Source organism: Nocardia sp. JW2, from assembly GCF_051843015.1.
Lineage (GTDB): Bacteria > Actinomycetota > Actinomycetes > Mycobacteriales > Mycobacteriaceae > Nocardia > Nocardia coubleae.
The window spans coordinates 118,657-136,156 of the sequence record NZ_JBPXLK010000006.1; the positions used below are offsets into that span (position 1 = coordinate 118,657).

The 17,500-nt window shown below is 68.6% G+C and carries 17 protein-coding genes; 10 read left to right on the forward strand and 7 right to left on the reverse strand.

Going from position 1 to position 17,500, the window contains the following annotated elements:
• The first annotated feature begins 40 nt into the window (after positions 1–40).
• From ACSVDM_RS11520 to ACSVDM_RS11530, 3 genes are all read left to right on the forward strand, one after another.
• Positions 41–1,126, forward strand: coding sequence for a metallophosphoesterase (locus tag ACSVDM_RS11520; protein WP_439264587.1), 1,086 nt, complete (start codon positions 41–43; stop codon positions 1,124–1,126).
• An 85-nt stretch (positions 1,127–1,211) separates the two neighbouring features.
• The gene (locus ACSVDM_RS11525; protein WP_439264589.1) at positions 1,212–1,823 is read left to right on the forward strand and encodes a class I SAM-dependent methyltransferase; all 612 of its coding nucleotides are present in this window, start codon (positions 1,212–1,214) and stop codon (positions 1,821–1,823) included.
• A gap of 66 nt (positions 1,824–1,889) precedes the next feature.
• Entirely contained in the window at positions 1,890–2,402 is a 513-nt protein-coding gene (locus ACSVDM_RS11530; protein WP_439264591.1) for an OsmC family protein, read from the forward strand.
• A 1-nt stretch (position 2,403) separates the two neighbouring features.
• On the opposite strand, the gene ACSVDM_RS11535 is transcribed toward ACSVDM_RS11530, so the two are convergent.
• The gene (locus ACSVDM_RS11535) at positions 2,404–3,258 is read right to left on the reverse strand and encodes an alpha/beta fold hydrolase (protein WP_439264592.1); all 855 of its coding nucleotides are present in this window, start codon (positions 3,256–3,258) and stop codon (positions 2,404–2,406) included.
• 65 nt (positions 3,259–3,323) lie between these two features.
• On the opposite strand from ACSVDM_RS11535, the gene ACSVDM_RS11540 reads away from it, so the two are divergent.
• The gene (locus tag ACSVDM_RS11540) at positions 3,324–3,908 is read left to right on the forward strand and encodes a TetR/AcrR family transcriptional regulator (protein WP_439264594.1); all 585 of its coding nucleotides are present in this window, start codon (positions 3,324–3,326) and stop codon (positions 3,906–3,908) included.
• Between the two features lie 3 nt (positions 3,909–3,911).
• Here the strand turns inward: ACSVDM_RS11540 and ACSVDM_RS11545 are convergent, their stop codons facing one another.
• Positions 3,912–4,865 (reverse strand): endonuclease/exonuclease/phosphatase family protein, encoded by a 954-nt coding sequence (locus tag ACSVDM_RS11545; protein ID WP_439264596.1) that lies wholly within the window; start codon positions 4,863–4,865, stop codon positions 3,912–3,914.
• 123 nt (positions 4,866–4,988) lie between these two features.
• On the opposite strand from ACSVDM_RS11545, the gene ACSVDM_RS11550 reads away from it, so the two are divergent.
• Positions 4,989–5,510 (forward strand): YybH family protein, encoded by a 522-nt coding sequence (locus ACSVDM_RS11550; RefSeq protein WP_439264598.1) that lies wholly within the window; start codon positions 4,989–4,991, stop codon positions 5,508–5,510.
• 34 nt (positions 5,511–5,544) lie between these two features.
• Here the strand turns inward: ACSVDM_RS11550 and ACSVDM_RS11555 are convergent, their stop codons facing one another.
• Positions 5,545–5,988 (reverse strand): DUF4267 domain-containing protein, encoded by a 444-nt coding sequence (locus ACSVDM_RS11555; RefSeq protein WP_439264600.1) that lies wholly within the window; start codon positions 5,986–5,988, stop codon positions 5,545–5,547.
• A gap of 115 nt (positions 5,989–6,103) precedes the next feature.
• Between ACSVDM_RS11555 and ACSVDM_RS11560 the strand changes: the two genes are divergently transcribed.
• Both ACSVDM_RS11560 and ACSVDM_RS11565 read left to right on the forward strand, forming a co-directional pair.
• Complete coding sequence (locus ACSVDM_RS11560; RefSeq protein ID WP_439264602.1) at positions 6,104–9,583, forward strand: BTAD domain-containing putative transcriptional regulator; 3,480 nt, start codon at positions 6,104–6,106, stop codon at positions 9,581–9,583.
• Between the two features lie 95 nt (positions 9,584–9,678).
• Positions 9,679–10,599 carry an alcohol dehydrogenase catalytic domain-containing protein gene (locus ACSVDM_RS11565; protein WP_439264603.1) on the forward strand — a complete coding sequence of 307 codons (921 nt, stop codon included), beginning with the start codon at positions 9,679–9,681 and terminating at the stop codon, positions 10,597–10,599.
• Here the strand turns inward: ACSVDM_RS11565 and ACSVDM_RS11570 are convergent.
• Positions 10,581–11,195, reverse strand: coding sequence for a TetR/AcrR family transcriptional regulator (locus tag ACSVDM_RS11570; RefSeq protein WP_439264605.1), 615 nt, complete (start codon positions 11,193–11,195; stop codon positions 10,581–10,583). The genes ACSVDM_RS11565 and ACSVDM_RS11570 overlap by 19 nt on opposite strands.
• A gap of 82 nt (positions 11,196–11,277) precedes the next feature.
• On the opposite strand from ACSVDM_RS11570, the gene ACSVDM_RS11575 reads away from it, so the two are divergent.
• Positions 11,278–12,504 (forward strand): alpha/beta fold hydrolase, encoded by a 1,227-nt coding sequence (locus ACSVDM_RS11575; RefSeq protein ID WP_439264606.1) that lies wholly within the window; start codon positions 11,278–11,280, stop codon positions 12,502–12,504.
• A 21-nt stretch (positions 12,505–12,525) separates the two neighbouring features.
• Here the strand turns inward: ACSVDM_RS11575 and ACSVDM_RS11580 are convergent, their stop codons facing one another.
• Both ACSVDM_RS11580 and ACSVDM_RS11585 read right to left on the reverse strand, forming a co-directional pair.
• Positions 12,526–13,134: an SRPBCC family protein gene (locus tag ACSVDM_RS11580; protein WP_439264608.1), complete on the reverse strand. Its 609-nt coding sequence runs from the start codon at positions 13,132–13,134 to the stop codon at positions 12,526–12,528.
• An 11-nt stretch (positions 13,135–13,145) separates the two neighbouring features.
• A complete protein-coding gene (locus ACSVDM_RS11585) occupies positions 13,146–13,475 on the reverse strand; it encodes an ArsR/SmtB family transcription factor (protein ID WP_181695986.1) in 330 nt (109 codons plus the stop codon).
• A gap of 100 nt (positions 13,476–13,575) precedes the next feature.
• Between ACSVDM_RS11585 and ACSVDM_RS11590 the strand changes: the two genes are divergently transcribed.
• On the forward strand, positions 13,576–14,937 hold the full coding sequence (locus ACSVDM_RS11590) for a M20/M25/M40 family metallo-hydrolase (protein ID WP_439264610.1): 1,362 nt from the start codon (positions 13,576–13,578) through the stop codon (positions 14,935–14,937).
• A gap of 39 nt (positions 14,938–14,976) precedes the next feature.
• Positions 14,977–15,504, forward strand: coding sequence for a YbhB/YbcL family Raf kinase inhibitor-like protein (locus ACSVDM_RS11595; RefSeq protein WP_439264612.1), 528 nt, complete (start codon positions 14,977–14,979; stop codon positions 15,502–15,504).
• Between the two features lie 48 nt (positions 15,505–15,552).
• Here the strand turns inward: ACSVDM_RS11595 and ACSVDM_RS11600 are convergent, their stop codons facing one another.
• Positions 15,553–17,379: an AMP-dependent synthetase/ligase gene (locus tag ACSVDM_RS11600; protein ID WP_439264614.1), complete on the reverse strand. Its 1,827-nt coding sequence runs from the start codon at positions 17,377–17,379 to the stop codon at positions 15,553–15,555.
• Positions 17,380–17,500: the final 121 nt, after the last annotated feature.

Here is a 17,500-nt window from a genome sequence, read left to right on the forward strand (position 1 = left end):
TTCGATCGAGCGGTCGACGGGTGAACTCGGAAAGGTGAGCATGGACGAGCAGCTCAACGTGCGGTCGAACGGTCTGGGCAGGCGCGAGGTTCTCGCGGGCGCGGCCGGTGTCGTCGCGGGTCTGACGTTGGTCGGGCTCACCCCGGCCGGTGCGGTGCCCGCCGCGGTAGCGAAATTCCCGCCGACGGCGGGGCGCAGCGTGCGGGTGCTGGTCACCGGTGATGCCGGGACCGGGACGCGCACGCAGTGGGCGGTGGCGGACGCGGCGCGGGAATTCCATGCGCGCGAACCGTTTTCGCTTGCCGTCGGCCTCGGCGACAATATCTACGATTCCGGTCCGAACGGGCCCGACGATATCCAGTTCGCGACGAAATTCGAGGACCCCAACACCGGCCTGGACTTCCCCTGGGCGATGGTGCTCGGCAATCACGACACCAGTTCGGTGTTTCCCGGCGACGGCGGCTGGTTGCCGCGCGGCAACCACGAAGTGGCCTATCACGCCCATTCGCCGCGCTGGTGGATGCCGAGCCGTTACTACTCGCTGCGCATACCCGAGCAGAACCCCGTCGTGGAGTTCTTCGTTCTCGACGTGAACCCGCTGGCCGCCTACATTCCGCCCGTGTTCGACCCGTACTGGGCGGTCGACGGTCCCTACATGAACGAACAGCGCGCCTGGCTCGACCGGGCCCTGGCCGAGTCGACCGCGCAGTGGAAGATCGCCTGCACCCACCACCCCTACCTGAGCAACGGCTCCCACGGCGACGCGGGCAACTACGAGGGCCTGCCGATCGAGCCGCTCAACGGCATCCACGCCAAACGCTTCTTCGAAGACCACGTCCTGGGCAAGGTCTCGCTGCTGCTGTCCGGCCACGACCACACCATGCAGATCCTCGAACCCACCCCGGCCACCAAGGGCACCCGCCAGATCATCTCCGGCGCCTCGGCCAAAACCTCCACCGGCCAGCCCGGCGAACCCGCCGGCCGCCACAACGCCCTCTACCAAACCCACCACGAACTGGGCTTCATGGTTCTGGACCTGCACCCCGACTCGATGCGCGCCCGCGTCGTCACGGTCGACCCGGCCACCGGCTCGAGCACCCAGGTCTTCGACCGTCGCCTCGCCTGAACCGACTCTGACTGAGCTTCGCCGGTCGTGCGGCTGACGCTTATCGGGTCTTTTCTGGTGGCTGGTCGGCGAGGATGATCGGAGAATGGGCTTCTATACCGATCGGGTTCTTCCGCATCTCACCGACAAGGTGTGTGGGGCGCGGGTGAACGACTCGTTGCGGCGGCGGGTGTGTTCCGGGTTGCGGGGGAATGTGGTGGAGGTGGGGTTCGGGTCCGGGAACAATGTGGGGTTCTATCCCGAGACGGTGGAGCGGGTCAGCGGGGTCGAGCCCGCTGAGGTGGGGTGGAAGATCGCGGCGAAAAAGGTTGCGGCCAGCCGGGTTCCGATCGAGCGGGCCGGATTGGACGGGCAGGCGCTGCCGTTCGGGGACGGCAGTTTCGACACCGCACTGTCGACGTTCACGTTGTGCACGATTCCCGATGTCGCGGCGGCACTCGCCGAGATCCGGCGGGTGCTCAAGCCCGGTGGGACCTTGCATTTCGTCGAGCACGGGTTGGCGCCGGACGAATCGGTTCGGGTGTGGCAGCACCGGCTCGATCCGATCCAGCAGCGGATCGCCGGTGGATGTCATCTGACGCGCGACATCCCCGCGCTGATCGCCGACGCCGGATTCGAAACCGTGGAACTCGACCGGTTCTATCAACCCGGAACCCCGAAGACCTTCGCCGCATTGTCGCTGGGTGTCGCCCGTTGAGCAGGGGTTGAAATCACCCGGAAATCATCGGTTGGCCAGGGATCTCCGCGTCGATAGCGTGCGGGCATGACCAGTCAGCTCGCGGCCTTGAACAGCATTTCCGAAGCGACAGCGAAAGCGGTGGCCCTCGATACGACCAATGCGCACGTTGTGTTCCGTGCGGCGGCGACGCCCGAGGGCACGGTGGGCAGCGTGGTCACCGCGCGCACCCACACAGTGCGCGTCGACGAACCGCCCGCGCTCGGCGGCGCCGACACCGCTGCCAATCCGGTGGAGGTGTATCTGGCGGCACTCGTTTCCTGCCAGGTGGTGACCTACCGATTCTGGGCGGAGCGACTCGGGATCAGCGTCGACGATCTCGAGATCACCGCCGAAGGCGACCTGGATGTGCGCGGGTTCTTCGGCATCGATGACACGGTGCGTGCGGGGTTCCAGGCGGTGCGGGTCACCGTGCGGATCAACGGTCCCGAGACTCCGCAGCGCTACGCCGAACTGCAGGAAGCCGTCGACGCACACTGCCCCGTGCTCGATTCGACGACCGGCGCCACACCGGTGAACACCACCCTCGAGGTCGGCTGACTCACCGTTCCGTCGGGCGGACCGTTGTGCTGGTGAGGAACTCGGTGACAGCGGCGGCGACCGCGTTCGGCTGGTCGAGCATCGACAACACATAGGCGTCGTCGATCTCGACCAGGCGGGCGCGGGGGATCAGGTCGGCGAGGCGACGGCCGTGCTCGCGGGGCATCACCTTGCCCGCCGACGACCACAGGATCAAGGCCTCACCCCGGAAGTGTCGCAGTGCTTCGGTTGCGGCGATCAGTTCGGCCTTGTCGAAACCGGAGCGGGTGTAGGCGAGCAGGTCGCGGCGGATACCGGCATCGCGCAGACCGGGGTCGGTCCAGGCGCGCACGAGCTCGTCCGACAGCGGGAACCTCGCCATCCAGCCGAACAGCGGTGGAGTCTCGCGCAACCAGCGCACGCGCAACTGGCGCAGGGCCAAGGTGATACCGCCCGGCAGGTAGGAGGCGAGGATCGCGGACTTGCCGGGCAGCCCGGGCGGGAAGTTGTCGAACGCCTCGCTGGGGAACACGATCAGCCGACCCACCCGCTCGTCGAGACCGTAGGCGGTGAGGAACAGGCCACCACCCCAGTCCGAGTGGACGAGGGTGACATCGTGCAGGTCGAGAGCGGCGAGGAAGTCCGCGATCAGCTGATTGAGCCCGCGCAGACTCAGGTCGGTGCCCGGTCGCAGCGGCTCGGGGTGCGCGCCCAACGGCAGATCCGGCAGCACATAGCGGAACCCGGAGGGCAGCAGATCGATGACCGAATCCCAGACCCGGTGGTTCATCAACAAGCCGTGCAGCAGCACGACCGGCGGTCCCTCCCCGCGCTCTGTGTAGTGGACGCGGCCGGCGGGCAGTTCGACGGACGGCATGAGAACCTCCAGTTAGAGCGAACACTCTAGTGCGTTTGCTCTAGTCTGGAGCTGTGAGGGAGAAGATGTCAACGCCTACCCGGGAACGCCTGGTCACCGCCGTCGCCGAACTGATGCGCACGCACGGGTACAGCGCGATCACGGTCAAGCAGATCACCGCCGCCGCCGACGCGCCGATGGGCTCGCTCTACCACCACTTCCCGCAGGGCAAACCGCAGATCGCCGCGGTGGCGCTGCGTGATTCCGGTGCCGCCTACATCCAGTTGCTGCCGCTGCTGATGGACCCGCACGAGGACCTCGCCGTCGCGGTGTCGTCCGCGTTCGCCGACGCCGCCCGCACGCTCGAGGAATCCGGGTGGATCAATATGTGTCCCGTGGGGACCGTGGCGGGCGAGATCGCCGACTCCGAACCGGAACTGCGGGAGGTGGTGGCCGAGGTCGTCGCGGACTGGATCGACCAGGGCACCACGTATTTCGTGCGTCGTGGACTGGTCGAGGACGAAGCCCGCGATCTTGTGCTGGCGATTCTGTCCGCACTGGAAGGGGCGTTCGTGCTCGGCCGGACAGTGCGCTCGGCCGAACCGCTGCTGGCGGCCGGGAATGCGATGCGGGCACGGGTCGAGGCGGTGCTGACACGGGCCGAGCCGTAGTTCTTACCGAGCGGGAAAGACGATGCGCGTTACCAGGGCTCGATGGTCGGCGCCGGGTAGATCGACGGTTTCCACGTTCGTGGCGTGCGCGTCGGCGAGCAGGAAATGGTCGATGCCGACCAACGGGGGTATCGATTTGTCTGTCGGGTAGGTGACCAGATGACCCGCGCCCGCCTGGGCGGCCGCGTCGGCGTAGCGACCAGAGGCGATAGCGCGGAACCGGGCATGGTCGTGGGTGGCATTGAAATCGCCGCCGACGAGCACCGGACGATCGGCGGGCGCGCCGTCCAGCACCTGCCGGAGCCGGGACAGTTCATCGGCCCAGACACGTGTGTCGTAGATCGGGGGCACCGGGTGGAAGGCATACACCGAGACCGGACCGACTTCGGGAACGGTGGCAGTCGCCGAGATCTGGTTGAGGACGTACCCGTCGTATTCGACGGTGTCGGACAACGGGTATCGGCTCCAGATCCCGGTCCCGCTCGCGGTCTGACCGGGGGCCAGGTAGCGGTACGGGAGCAGGGCATCCAGACCCGCACGACCCAGGTCCTCGACCGCCGGGCGGGTGAGCTCGTTGACGGTGAGCACAGCGATATCCCGCGCACGCGCCTCGTTCACGAGCACCATCGGATCGGCGCCGTCGAACAGCAGATTGGCCTGCATCGCCATGATCGCCGGCCCCTCGCCACCACCATCGGCGAAGTACAGCGGTACCTGGGTCGCCAGACCGGCGGCGACCACGATGCCCGCCACCCCGGCGGCCACCCACTGCTTGATGCCCACGAAACCAGCGGCCCCCACCACCGCACCGCACATCAGATACGGTGCCGCCGACGCCGCCAACACGACCGGCTCCACATCCCACCGCGAAAAATGCAACGCCACACCGGCGATTCCGGCCAGCGTCGCCACCCCGGCAACCACCCCGACCCCGATCCGAACAATCCGCGCGCTCACCACGCCAGCCAAACACGTGCAGCGAGACTTTCCGAACTCAGGGGCTCGGTGGGACCTCACATTTGTTCCCGCTGTCTCGTCGGACTACCGAAAAGGTCCGAAGGTTGCGGAAGGAGACGCGGGGTGTCAGGTGAGACCGAGATCAGGGAGTTCTTGGAAAGTCGTACCCGGGCGCACGAGTCGAAGGATCTCGACGCGGCGATGTCGTTCTATGCGGAGGACATCGTCTACTACGACGCTGTCGCGCCGCTGCGGTTTACGGGAACCGAGGAGGTGCGGGCGAACTTTCTGCGGTGGTTCGACGGGTACGACGGCCCGATCGATCTGGAAACGCACGAGCTGACGATCGCCGTCGACGGAGACGTGGCCTTCGCCAACATGCTCCATCTGGATTCCGGCAAGCACAAGGGCGGCATCGAATTGTCGATCTGGGTGCGCGAGACCGTCTGCCTTCGGCGGGTGGACGGCCGATGGGTGATCACGCACGAGCACATCTCGATTCCGATGAGCCCCAGGACCTTTCAAGTCTGGTGCGCGCCGAGCAAAGACGCGCCCGCCGATGCGGGCAGGACGATCTTCGGTCTCGCGGCGCGGGCGCTGCTTGCGCGGTTCGGTGTGCGCAGGACAGCCGGCAGGTCGGTGTGATCGAGACGACCACACCGACCTGCTCCAGTTTCGGCTAGGTGCGCGCGGGGCGTTCCGTGAGCAGCAGTGCAGCCGTCAGCACGACGAACAGCATTGCCGAAATATGCACGGTCAGCGCTGTCGTCACCGTTCCGCCGTGCGTCACCACGGCCAGCGCGTCGCCGAACGGGATCACCGCATTGATCAGCACGATCCAGCCGAGGACGCGACGGTGGCCGAGGGCGAGCACGAGGAACGCCACCGCGGCCGTCGAGATGTCGCGCACGCCCTTGACGACGAAATAGCCGTCGGCATTGCCGGTAGGCCACGGCGTGATACCGAAACCGGCGGGCGAACTCTCGGGAGCGAGCAGGAAACTCAGCCCGAAATACAACGGTGCCGCCGCGCAGAGCACGGCCATCACGGTGGTGACCCGATACCTTGTGACCACCTTTCGTCCCACTGTGCCGATCCGCGTGCCCTGTGTGCTGATGCTCATACTGTCCTGCCTTTCAACGGGTTTCGATGTGAACGAGACTGCTCGCCGAGCTTTGGAAGGCAGTTGGAGCCGACTTGGAACCGTGCGGGCAGGCGCGCGTACGATATGGCCGGTCATGGTCTTGATCCGGGTGTTGGGCTCGTTCGCGGCCGAGGTCGGCGGCGAACCGCTTCCCCTCGGTGGCCCGCGTCAACGCGGTGTGCTCGCGCTACTGGTGGCCGCGCGCGGGCAAGTGGTGCCGGTGGACCGGCTGGTCGAAGACCTCTGGCGTGGGGAAGCACCGTCGCGGGCGTTGGCGTCGTTGCAGGCGTATGTGTCGAACCTGCGCCGCCTGCTGGAACCGGACCGACCACCACGGGCACCGGCCCGTCTGCTGGTGAGCGCCGCACCCGGTTACGCGCTGCACCTGCCCGAGCACGCGGTGGACGCCTGGCGTTTCGAGGAACTACTCGAACAAGCCCGCACACGCACCGATCCCGAGGACACGCGCTCCCGGCTGGACGAGGCATTGGCGCTGTGGCGCGGTCCCGCGTTCGCCGAGGTCGCCGACGAGCCGTGGGTGGCCGCCGAAACAGCACGGCTGCACGAGTTGCGTCTGGTCGCGCGCGAACTGCACATCGGGGCAGGTCTGCGCCTGGGTCGGGCCGCGACGGTCGTTCCCGACACCGAGACCTTGACTCGCGACGAGCCCCTGCGCGAGGAAGGATGGCGGCTGCACGCGCTGGCGCTGTGGGGTAGTGGGCGTCAGGCCGATGCGCTGAGCGCGCTGCGGCGCGCACGGACCCTGTTCGCCGACGAACTCGGCCTCGACCCGGGCCCGGACCTGGTGGAACTGGAAGAGGCGATACTGGCTCAGCGCACGGACTTCCTGCGTGCGGTGGTTCCGGTGGCGTCATCGCAGCGGACAGTGCAGCCCGGGAGCCGGAATGCGCGCGAAGATCCTGCGGGCGGCGGCCGTGAGGTAGAGGTGGGCAAAGTCGGCCGCGGCGCGGTTGACTCCGGCGAAGTCCGCCCCGGCGCGGCCGGACCCGGCGCGGCTGGACCAGGTGCGGCTGGACCCGGTGCGGCTGGACCCGGTGCGGCTGGACCCGGTGCGGTCGGATCAGGTGTGGTCGACCCGGGTAAGAACTACTCCGGGAGCGTCGGATCACACTCAGCGGCAACGACATTCGACAACGGCCGGTCGCCCACCCCGTTTGTCGGACGCGACAACGAACTCGCAGCCCTGAGCAGAGCCGCCGAGCAAGCGATCACCGACGGCGCGAGAACCGCCCTGGTCACCGGCGAAGCGGGACAGGGCAAGTCGACCCTGCTCGAGCACCTCGCCACGACACTCACCCTCGACGGCTGGCTCGTAGCCGTCGGGCGCTGCCCCGACGTCGACAGCGCACCACCGGCCTGGGCCTGGGTGGAAGTGCTGCGATCGATCGCCGAAAGCGCTGCGCCCCAACCGCTCTCTGACGATCTGGCACCGCTGTTGGGCGACTTCGCGCCCGCACACGGCGACGCGGCAGCCGGACGATTCCGGCTCCGGCGAGCCGTGTGGACCTGGCTCGCCGCGGCCGCCACCGACCGCCCGGTCGCCGTCGTCCTGGACGACCTGCACTGGGCCGACGCCGCCACCCTGGAACTGCTCACCGGCGGCATCGACACCAAGGCCCCGATCCTGATCGTGGCCGCCTACCGTTCGGACGAAAGCGAGCGCCTCACCGAAACACTCGCCACCCTGGCCCGCACCGCCCCGCTTCGGCTCGACCTGCCCGGACTCGACCGCGACGCCGTCGCCGAACTCGTGCGGGCCGAGTGCGACACCGACGACTCGACCGTGGCCGGAATCGCCGAAAGAACCGGCGGCAATCCCTTCTACGTGCGCGAGACCGCCCGCCTGCTCAACGGCGAAGGCGCTTTGGTCGCGCTCTCGGAGGTTCCCGAGGGTGTCCGCGACGTGCTGCGGCGACGGCTCGCACGGTTGCCCGACAGCGGTGTGTCGGTGCTGCGGTTGGCGGCGGTGGCCGGTCGGGAATGCTCGGTCGACGTGCTCGTGCGCGCCGCCGACACCGACGAGGACGGCGTGCTCGACGCCGTCGACGCGGGCGTCATCGCCGGGCTGCTCGACGAACCGGGGCCCGGTCGGGTCCGGTTCGTGCACGCCCTGGTCAGAGACACCCTGGTCACCGGTGTCAGCCGGGCGCGCACGACGAGGATGCACGCGCGGATCGCCGCGGCGCTCGAAGGCTCCGGCGACATCGTCGCCCTGGCACACCACTGGGCGCGGGCCGGATCGCCGAAAGCCGTCGGGTACTGCGTGCAAGCCGCGGAACTGGCCGAGGCGCGCTACGCCCACGATGTGGCGGTCGCGCTCCTCACCGATGCCGTCGCCGCTGCCCGCGAACCGGACGAACGGGTGGATCTGCTCGGCAGACTGCTGCGAGCACAGGTCAGGGCCGGGTCCATCGCAGGCGCCAGGCGCACGCGCGAGGAGGCGGTGGAATTCGCCGAGTCGCTGGGGCGTGAGGATCTGATGATCGCCGCGTTCACCGCCTGGACCGAACCGACACCGTGGCAGTCCCGGATGTACGGGACGGTCGACCGCCCGATCGTCGAACGGCTCGCCCGGTTGCTCACCCGCACCGATCTCGACCGCGAGGTGCGCGCTCACCTGCTCATCGCCTACACCCACGAACTGGTCGGCGAAGACGATCCGACGGTCATGCCCGCGGCCATGGAAGCACTCGAGTCGGCGACCTCCCCGGGTCTGCGCGCCGCCGCCCTACTGATCCTGGCGCGCGCCTCCGGTCGGCAGGAGTACTCGCGGGAACTCCTGGCGATCGGCACCGAACACGACCTGCCCGTGTACCGCATCACCGCCCTGCTCAACCTGGCTGCCGGTGCCGCCGCCGCCAACGATCCGACGACCATGCGTCACGTCAGTGAACAAGCGCGCGACCTGGCCCGCGCCTACCGGATGCCCGAAGCGGTCGGCGCAGCCGAGATCGCCCTGGCGACACTGGTACTGATCGAGGGACGGTTCGCCGACGCCGAACGCCGCTACATCACAGCCACCCAGCGCATGGAACGCGCCGGATCGGTGCACGCCGCCGGATTCCTCCGCATCGCCCGCGCGGCGATCTGGATCAACGACGGCACCCTCGGCGCCCACCTGGACGAGGTCCGCGCCTTCCACGCCGCGCTCGGCTCGATGGTCGCCGACCTGCTGACACTGGCCTTGCACGCCGCGGGTCGCGGCAACGAAGTAGTGCCCACACCACCGGCTCCGATCCGAGCCGATTTCTTCTTCACCTTCCTGACGAGCCTGCGCGCGCTGGCCCTGATCGCCGTGAACGACCGCGACGGTGCCGAACGGGTTTACACGGACCTGCTGCCACACCGCGACGGTCCTCCCGCGGGCGCGGAGAGCGTGTCGCTCGCCGTGCGCCCGGTCGCGCACGTACTGGGCGAACTCGCGGTGTTCCTCGGTCGTGGCGACGAGGCGGCCGCGCATTTCGCGCAGGCAGCCGACATCGCCGAACGGTGGAACGCACCACACTGGTCCACCGAAGCCAGGGCACGCGCCGCCGCCGCGCTCCGCACCTGACAGAGCAAGGCACGGCGACGTCCGATTCGGCTCCAACTCCCTTCCAAGTCGCCCGAGCAGGCTGGAATCCACCAGCACTGATGGAGGAGCGAATCATGAACACAGCCAGAACTTTCCGGGCCGCCGTCGTCCGCACACCGGCCGGACCAGACTCGATCGAGATCATCGACGTGCCCGTCGCCGAGCCCGGACCCGGTGAGGTTCGGGTGGGAGTCGCGGCCGCACCCGTCAACCCCACCGACCTCGGTGTGGTCAGCGGCTTCTTCCACGAGCTCGGGATGATCGACCAACCCGAACACACCGGACTGGGCTGGGACTTCGCCGGCACCGTCCTGGCCACCGGACCCGGCGTCGAGCTGGCCGTCGGGACCCGAGTCGCCGGTGTCGTGCTCGGCTTCGATCGCGACTTCGGCACCTACGCCGAACAACTCGTCGTGCCCGCCACCGACCTCGCAGTGGTGCCGGACGGGCTCGACCTGGTCCCGGCAGCCACGGTGCCACTCAGTGGTCTGAGCGCCGCACAGATCCTCGACATGCTCGGCGAGGCACCCACCGACGGTGACCGGCTGCTGGTGATCGGAGCCGCCGGTGCCATCGGGGCCGGTGTCGCCGCCCTCGCACCCGACCGCGGCTGGCGGGTCACCGGTCTGGCCAGGGCGGCCGACGAACAGTTCGTGCGTGGACTCGGCGCCGACTTCGTGACCGCGGTCGAGCCCGGGTGGGACGCGGTCGTCGACGCCACCCCGCAGCAGACGTGGGGCCTGAAACCGGTCCGTGACGGTGGAATATTCGTCGGTGTCCGGCCCAATATCGTGCCCGCGGTGGAGCGGGGGATCACCGTGAACGTGCTGATGGTGCGATCGGACGGACCGCGCTTGGGGCGCCTGCTCGCCCTCGCCGCGGCAGGCCGATTGCCCACGCGGGTGCACGCGGTCCTGTCGCTGGACCGGGCCGCCGACGCCCACCGGGCCATGGCCGAGGGTGGGGCGCGCGGTCGTTACGTGCTCGAACCCTGAGCCCGGCCGGGCGCGGACAGGCCGAGGCTGGTTTCGAGGTGGTGCGCCCACCACTGTGCGTGCGCGTCGAAGGTCGCGGCGGCGTCGGTGAGCCCGGCGCTACGCCGGAAAGCGTTGCCGTAGCGGACATCCATCGCCACGGCCTGATGCAGAGCCGCGACAGCGTGGCGTGTGTCGTCGAAGCAACTGCCCGGTGGGCGGGCACGGTGCAGGGCCTCGACGACGGGGTCGAGCATGCCGCTGCCCCGGTCACGCCAACCCGCGGCGTGCAGGGCGGCGGCCAGATCGGCGTAGCCGCCGCGGTAGAAGTCGTGGAGTGCGGTGATGAGTGCGGGCAGGTCGGCGTTGTCGTCCAGCCACGCCGCGACGATGTTCGCGAGGCCCGCTCGGAGCCGGCGGCCGCCGTGCCGCAGGAGTTCGGTGAGCAGGGTCTGCCGGTTCCGGAAGTGATGGGTGACGCCCGCGTCGGTCATGCCGACGCGGGCGGCGACCGCACGGACCTGCACGGCCGAGGGGCCGCCCTCGGCCAGAAGCGTCGCGGCGGCGTCGAGGATCGCCTGACGCGCCTCCTCCGGACGCCTCCGCACTCTCGGCATGCTCACATCGTCACACTACCTTGACCAGCCAAGGCAGCAAGGCCTACCGTTACCTGGACACGTCAAGGTTTGGGGTAGCGCGATGATCCATACCGATATCGTCCTCGGCGACGCCACACTGCGCGCCACGGTCCGCGGCCACGGACCCACGGTCCTGCTGCTGCACGCCGGGGGAGAGCGTCGCGGCGTGTGGTCGCCCATCGCGGCACGGCTCGGGGTGCGTGGCTACCGCACCGTTGCGGTCGACCTGCGCGGCCACGGCGAGAGTTCCGGGCAGGTCACCACGCTTCGGCCGCTCGCCGACGACGTGGCCGCGCTGATCGGCCGTGAGTCCGGACCCGTGGTGGTCGCCGGAGCCTCCCTCGGCGGCTTCGCCGCCATGGCGGCGCTGGCCGAACCTGCCGTCCGGTCCAAGGTCGCCGGGCTGATCCTCGTGGACGTCGTTCCCGATCCGGACCCGGAGCCGACACGAGCCTGGTTGCGCGACCAGGGCTTCGGCGCGAGCCTCGAGGACCTCACCGACGACATCCTCGGATCCGGGCCCGCATTGCTCAGCACCATCGGCACAGTGGACCTGCCCATCCTGCTCGTGCGCGGCGGCCGCTCCTTCCTCGCCGACGACGATGTGCACCGTCTGCACCGGGCGAACCGGCGCGTCACCACCGCCGTGATCGCCGAGGCAGGCCACCTGGTGGCCCGCGACGCACCGGAACAACTCGCGGATCTCATCGCGGTGCACGCCGATACCTGTCTCGACGAGGACACCATGCGCGCGGCACTCGAATTCCAGCGAGCACTCGGCGCCGAACGCGTCGAGCACCCGGGCGGGAACCTGCTCGATCACCTGCGTCGCGTGCACACCATCACCACCGAGTGGAACGCCCCACGACGCACCCGGCTCGCCGCGATCTGCCACGCCACCTACGGCACGGACGGGTTCGCCACGGCACTCTTACCGACCACGCGGCGACACCGATTGGCCGAGGTGATCGGTTCTGCTGCCGAGGAATTGGTCTACCTCTACGGCGCCTGCGCCCGCACACCGACCTACCGTGAACTCGGGAAACCGTCACTGCGGGTCACCGACCGCTTCGCCGGCGGATCGGTCACGATCACCGGGGCCGACCTGCACGCCTTCGCCGTCCTCACCATCGCCAACGAGCTCGATGTGGCACGCCACGCCCGCCTCGCACCGGGCATGCGGCAAGGAATCCGCGATCTCGTCACCGCCCTCGCCCACCACGCACCGCGAGAGGCGGCGAAAGCGCTCGCAGACGAGGCGTTGGCCGCGGCTGTACGAGGCTCCTGACGGCCTTGCCTCTGCTCGTCGCTACTCGGCGCTGGTGTAGAAGCCGGCCACGCTGTCGGCGGCCGTGCGGGCAGTCGCCGGATCGGCCCCGGCGGTGGTGTGCGCGTCGCCCCAGGCGCTCGCGGCGCGCCGGATGTACTCGGCGCCTTCCGGTGTGGACAGCAGCTTTTCCAGCTCCGCCGGGGTAGCCCTGTCGTCACCGGACAGGAAGAAACCCACTGCCAGGAACGAGGTTTCCCAGCCGACGCCGGTGGCGCCGGGGCCGTAGGTTAGCCAGTGTTCGTTGTCCGGCACGGTGTGGGTGAGTTCGAGGGTTGCCCCATCCTCGGTGCCGGTGATCGTCACCTCGACCACGCTCGTGTCGTCGCCGTACTCCCAGGTGATGCGCAGCCGTGTCGGCGCGACGCACTCTTCGATGGTGCCGGTCGTTCCGCTGCCGTCGAGCCGGTAGCGGCCGCCCTCCCGCAGCTCACCACTGACCGGCTCGAACCACCGTGACAGCCGCTGCGGGTCGGTGCACGCGTCCCACAGGTCCTCGGTGGTCGTGTCGTAAGTCCGTGCGAGCCGCACCTGTTTCGACGGCCCGAGGTCTGTCATGGTGCGGTTGATCTGATCGATGAGGTCGAGCATTGCTGTCTCCTTCAGCTGCGTCGCTCGCGTTTGCCGCGGGCGATCTCGGTGTCGAGGGCGTCGAGCCGGGTCTGCCACAGGTGGCGGAACCGGTCGAGCCATTCGTCGGCCTGACGCATACCGGCGCTGTCGACCGCGTAGAGGCGCCGGGTGCCTTCCGCGCGAACGGTCGCGAACCCGTTCTCCCGCAGTACCCGCAGGTGATGTGACACCGCGGGGTGGGAGATCGGGTATTCCTGTCGCACAGCGTCACTGATCGCGCCCGCACCGCATTCACCGGCGGCGAGCAGTTCCAGAATCCGGCGACGAACCGGATCCCCGAGGATGTCCAAAGCGTGCACCCCCTTATTTAAGCACAGATTTAATTAAGTCAGCATCTAAACACGGGGGTGATGCCCACGCGGGGCGCGTCGAGACGACCAACAGTGGTAGGAAAGGGGCGTGGTGGCATCTGGCGAAAGTTCTGGAGTCGATCGACGGTCTCGCGCGGAAGACGAGGTGGTGGAGCTGGTCAGTACGCTGATCCGGTTCGACACCTCCAATACCGGTGAGCTCGCGACCACCAAGGGCGAACGAGAGTGTGCCGAGTGGGTCGCAGCACAACTGCAGGAAGTGGGGTACGAGACCGAGTACGTCGAATCGGGAGCGCCGGGGCGCGGCAATGTGTTCGCCCGCCTGCGCGGGGCAGACCCGAGCCGGGGTGCGCTGATGATCCACGGGCATCTCGACGTGGTTCCCGCCGAAGCGGCCGACTGGAGCGTGCACCCGTTCTCGGGCGCCGTGCAGGACGGATACGTGTGGGGGCGCGGCGCGATCGACATGAAGGACATGGTCGGGATGACCCTGGCGCTGGCGCGCCAGTTCAAGGCCGAAGGCACCGTGCCGCCGCGAGACCTGGTCTTCGCGTTCCTCGCCGACGAGGAGAACGGCGGCAAATGGGGCTCACAGTGGCTGGTCGACAACCGGCCCGACCTGTTCGACGGCGTCACCGAGGCCGTCGGTGAGGTCGGCGGGTTCTCGCTGACCGTGCCGCGCCCGGACGGCACCGAACGCAGGCTGTACCTGGTGGAGACCGCCGAGAAGGGCCTGGGCTGGATGCGGTTGCGGGCCAAGGCTCGCGCGGGTCACGGGTCGTTCCTGCACGAGGACAACGCGGTCACCATCCTGGCCGACGCGGTGGCCCGGCTCGGGAAACACACCTTCCCCGTGGTGCTCTCGGACTCGGTGGCCGAATTCCTCGCTGCCGTCACCGAGGAAACCGGCCTGCAGTTCGACCCGAACAGTCCCGACATCGAAGGTCAGCTCGCCAAGCTGGGCACCATCTCCCGCATCATCGGTGCCACGCTGCGCGACACCGCCAACCCGACGATGCTCTCGGCCGGGTACAAGGCCAACGTGATTCCGCAGACCGCCGAGGCCGTGGTCGACTGCCGGGTGGTGCCGGGGCGTCAGGCCGCGTTCGAACGCGAGGTCGACGAACTGATCGGCCCCGACGTGGAACGCGAGTGGATCACCAAACTCGACTCCTACGAAACCACCTTCGACGGCCACCTCGTCGACGCCATGAACGACGCGGTGCTGGCCAACGACCCCAACGGGCGAACCGTGCCCTACATGCTCTCCGGCGGCACCGACGCGAAAGCGTTCGCCCGGTTGGGAATTCGCTGCTTCGGTTTCGCGCCGCTGCAGCTGCCGCCGGACCTCGACTTCACCGCCCTGTTCCACGGCGTCGACGAACGGGTACCGGTGCAGTCCCTGGAATTCGGCACCCGGGTGCTGGAACACTTCCTGCTGAACAGCTGAACCCGCGGGCCCAGCCGCCAACAACACAGAGAGGCCGCTATGACCTACAACCCGTACGACGCGCTGCCGAAGGTGCCGTCGTTCACCCTCACCTCCACCGACATCACCGACGGTCAGCCACTGGCCAACGATCAGGTCTCCGGGGTGTTCGGCGCGGGTGGCAAGGACATCTCCCCGCAGCTGAGCTGGTCCGGATTCCCCGAGGGCGCACAGAGTTTCGCGGTCACCGTGTACGACCCGGACGCCCCGACCGCGTCGGGGTTCTGGCACTGGGCGGTCGCCAACATCCCCGCCTCGGTGACCTCGCTCGACACCGGTGCGGGCAGCGAGGGCGGCACCCTGCCGACCGGTGCGGTGTCGTTGCGCAACGACGGCGGGTTCCCCGGGTTCGTCGGCGCGGGTCCGCCGAAAGGTCATGGGCCGCACCGGTATTTCGTGGTCGTGCACGCCGTCGACGTGCCCGAGCTCGAAGTCGGCCCCGATGCGACCCCGGCCTACCTCGGGTTCAACCTGTTCTTCCACACCCTGGGTCGTGCCACCCTCGTCGGCACCTACGAACAGCACTGAAAACACCGGTGGCCCCGCACGGATGCGGGGCCACCGGTTCTTTCGGACCTACTTCACGTTCACGACGCCCGCGGGCGGTTCGGCCGCGTAGAGCTCGGCGATCCGGTCGGCGTATTTGTTCGCGATGGGGGTGCGCTTGAGCGACATCTTCGGGGTCAGCTCGTCACCACCGGGCTCCCACAGCGTCTCGACGATGTGGAACCGCTTCACCTGCTCCACCCGCGACAGCTTGCGGTTGCCCGCGAGCACCGCCTCCTTGACCTCCTCGATGATCTCGGGGCGACGCGACAGTTCGGCCAGGGTGGCGTCGGTGGCACCGAATTCTTTGGCGCGCAGGGCGGCGACGTCGGGATCGAGCATGACCAGGGCGGTGATGTAGGGGCGGGCGTCGCCGATCGCGACGGCCTGACCGATCATCGACGAAGCCGCCTTCATGGCGTTCTCGATATTGGAGGGGGCGATGTTCTTGCCCGCCTCGCTGATGATGAGCTCCTTCTTGCGGTCGACGATGCGCAGGTAGCCGTCGGCGTCGAGCGTGCCCACATCGCCGGTGTGCAGCCAGCCCGCGTCGTCGATGGCTTCGGCGGTCTTGTCGGGCATGTTGCGGTAACCGCGGGTGATGATCGGGCCACGGATGAGGACCTCGCCGTCGGCGTCCAACCGCAACTCGACCCCGTCCATCACGCGACCGACCGAACCGGGGCGCGGTTTGTCGATCTCGGTGAACGTGCCGACACCCGAGGTCTCCGACATGCCCCACACCTCGCTCACCGAGAAGCCGAGGCCGAGGAAGTACTCGAGAGTTTCCGGCGGCACCGGGGCGGCACCGGAGGCGGCGACCTTCAGTTCGGCGAAACCGAGCGCGTCACGCAACTTCGACAGCACCAGCGCGTCGGCGATCTTGTGCTGCACACCGAGCAGCAGCGACGAGCCCTCGCCCGCCAGCTTGGCGCGCGCGTCGGCGACGCCGACCCCGATCGCCCAGTTGGCCAGCGCCTTCTTCACCGGGCTCGGTTCCACGGCGAGCTTGTTCTCGATACCCGTCTTGATCTTCTGCCACACCCGTGGCACGCCGAAGAACACCGTCGGGCGGGCGTCGGGCAGGGCGGCGGCGATCTCACGCGGGTCGGGCACGGTGGTGATCTGCACACCGGTGAGCAGACTGATCGCGTGCGCGGAAATGCGGTCGGCGACATGCGCGGCGGGCAGATACGACACCGCACGGTCGTCGAAACCGACCGGCAGCGGGCCGGAAACCAGGCCGACCACCTGCGCGATCACATTGCTGTGGGTGAGCTCCACGCCCTTGGGCGGGCCGGTGGTGCCCGAGGTGTAGATGAGGGTGGCCAGGTCACCGGGCTCCACGGCCTGCCAGGCGGCGTCGAAATCGAAGTCCGGCAGCGGGTCCGATTCGAGCTGGGTAAGTGACACGGTGTTCTCGGCGGTGCCGTCGACGAGGACCGTGTGCGCGATCTCGGCGCCGGATTCCCGGATCGCATCGAGGAAGGCCTGCTCGGTGATGACGACCTGGTTGCCCGCGTTGGCGAACACGTGCGCGATCTGCTCCGGCGAGCTGGTGTTGTACACCGAGAACGGGGTGGCGCCCAGGTGCAGGGCGGCGGTGTCGACCAGGTTGAACTCGGGCCGGTTGGTGAGCATGATGCCCACCGAATCGCCGTGTCCGACACCGAGTTTCGCCAGGCCGGCGGCCAGAGCGCGCACCCGGGTGGCGTATTCGGACCAGGTGATCTCCTGGGTGCCGCCGACGGTGCGCAGCGCGATCTGGCCGGGCCGCAAGGCGGCGGTCTGCTGGAAGGCGGCGGGTACGGTGTGCACCGTGACCCCGGAAGCGTGCGCGAAACCGATCTCTGTCATATCCCTGTTCCCATAGGCCGAGCTGAAGTGCCGAACCAATGAGACGACTTTCCTCACATCATCTCGAGGCGAAGACGTCAAAAGTGGCACGGCTCACATATCGTAGCCGGATATCGGGAAT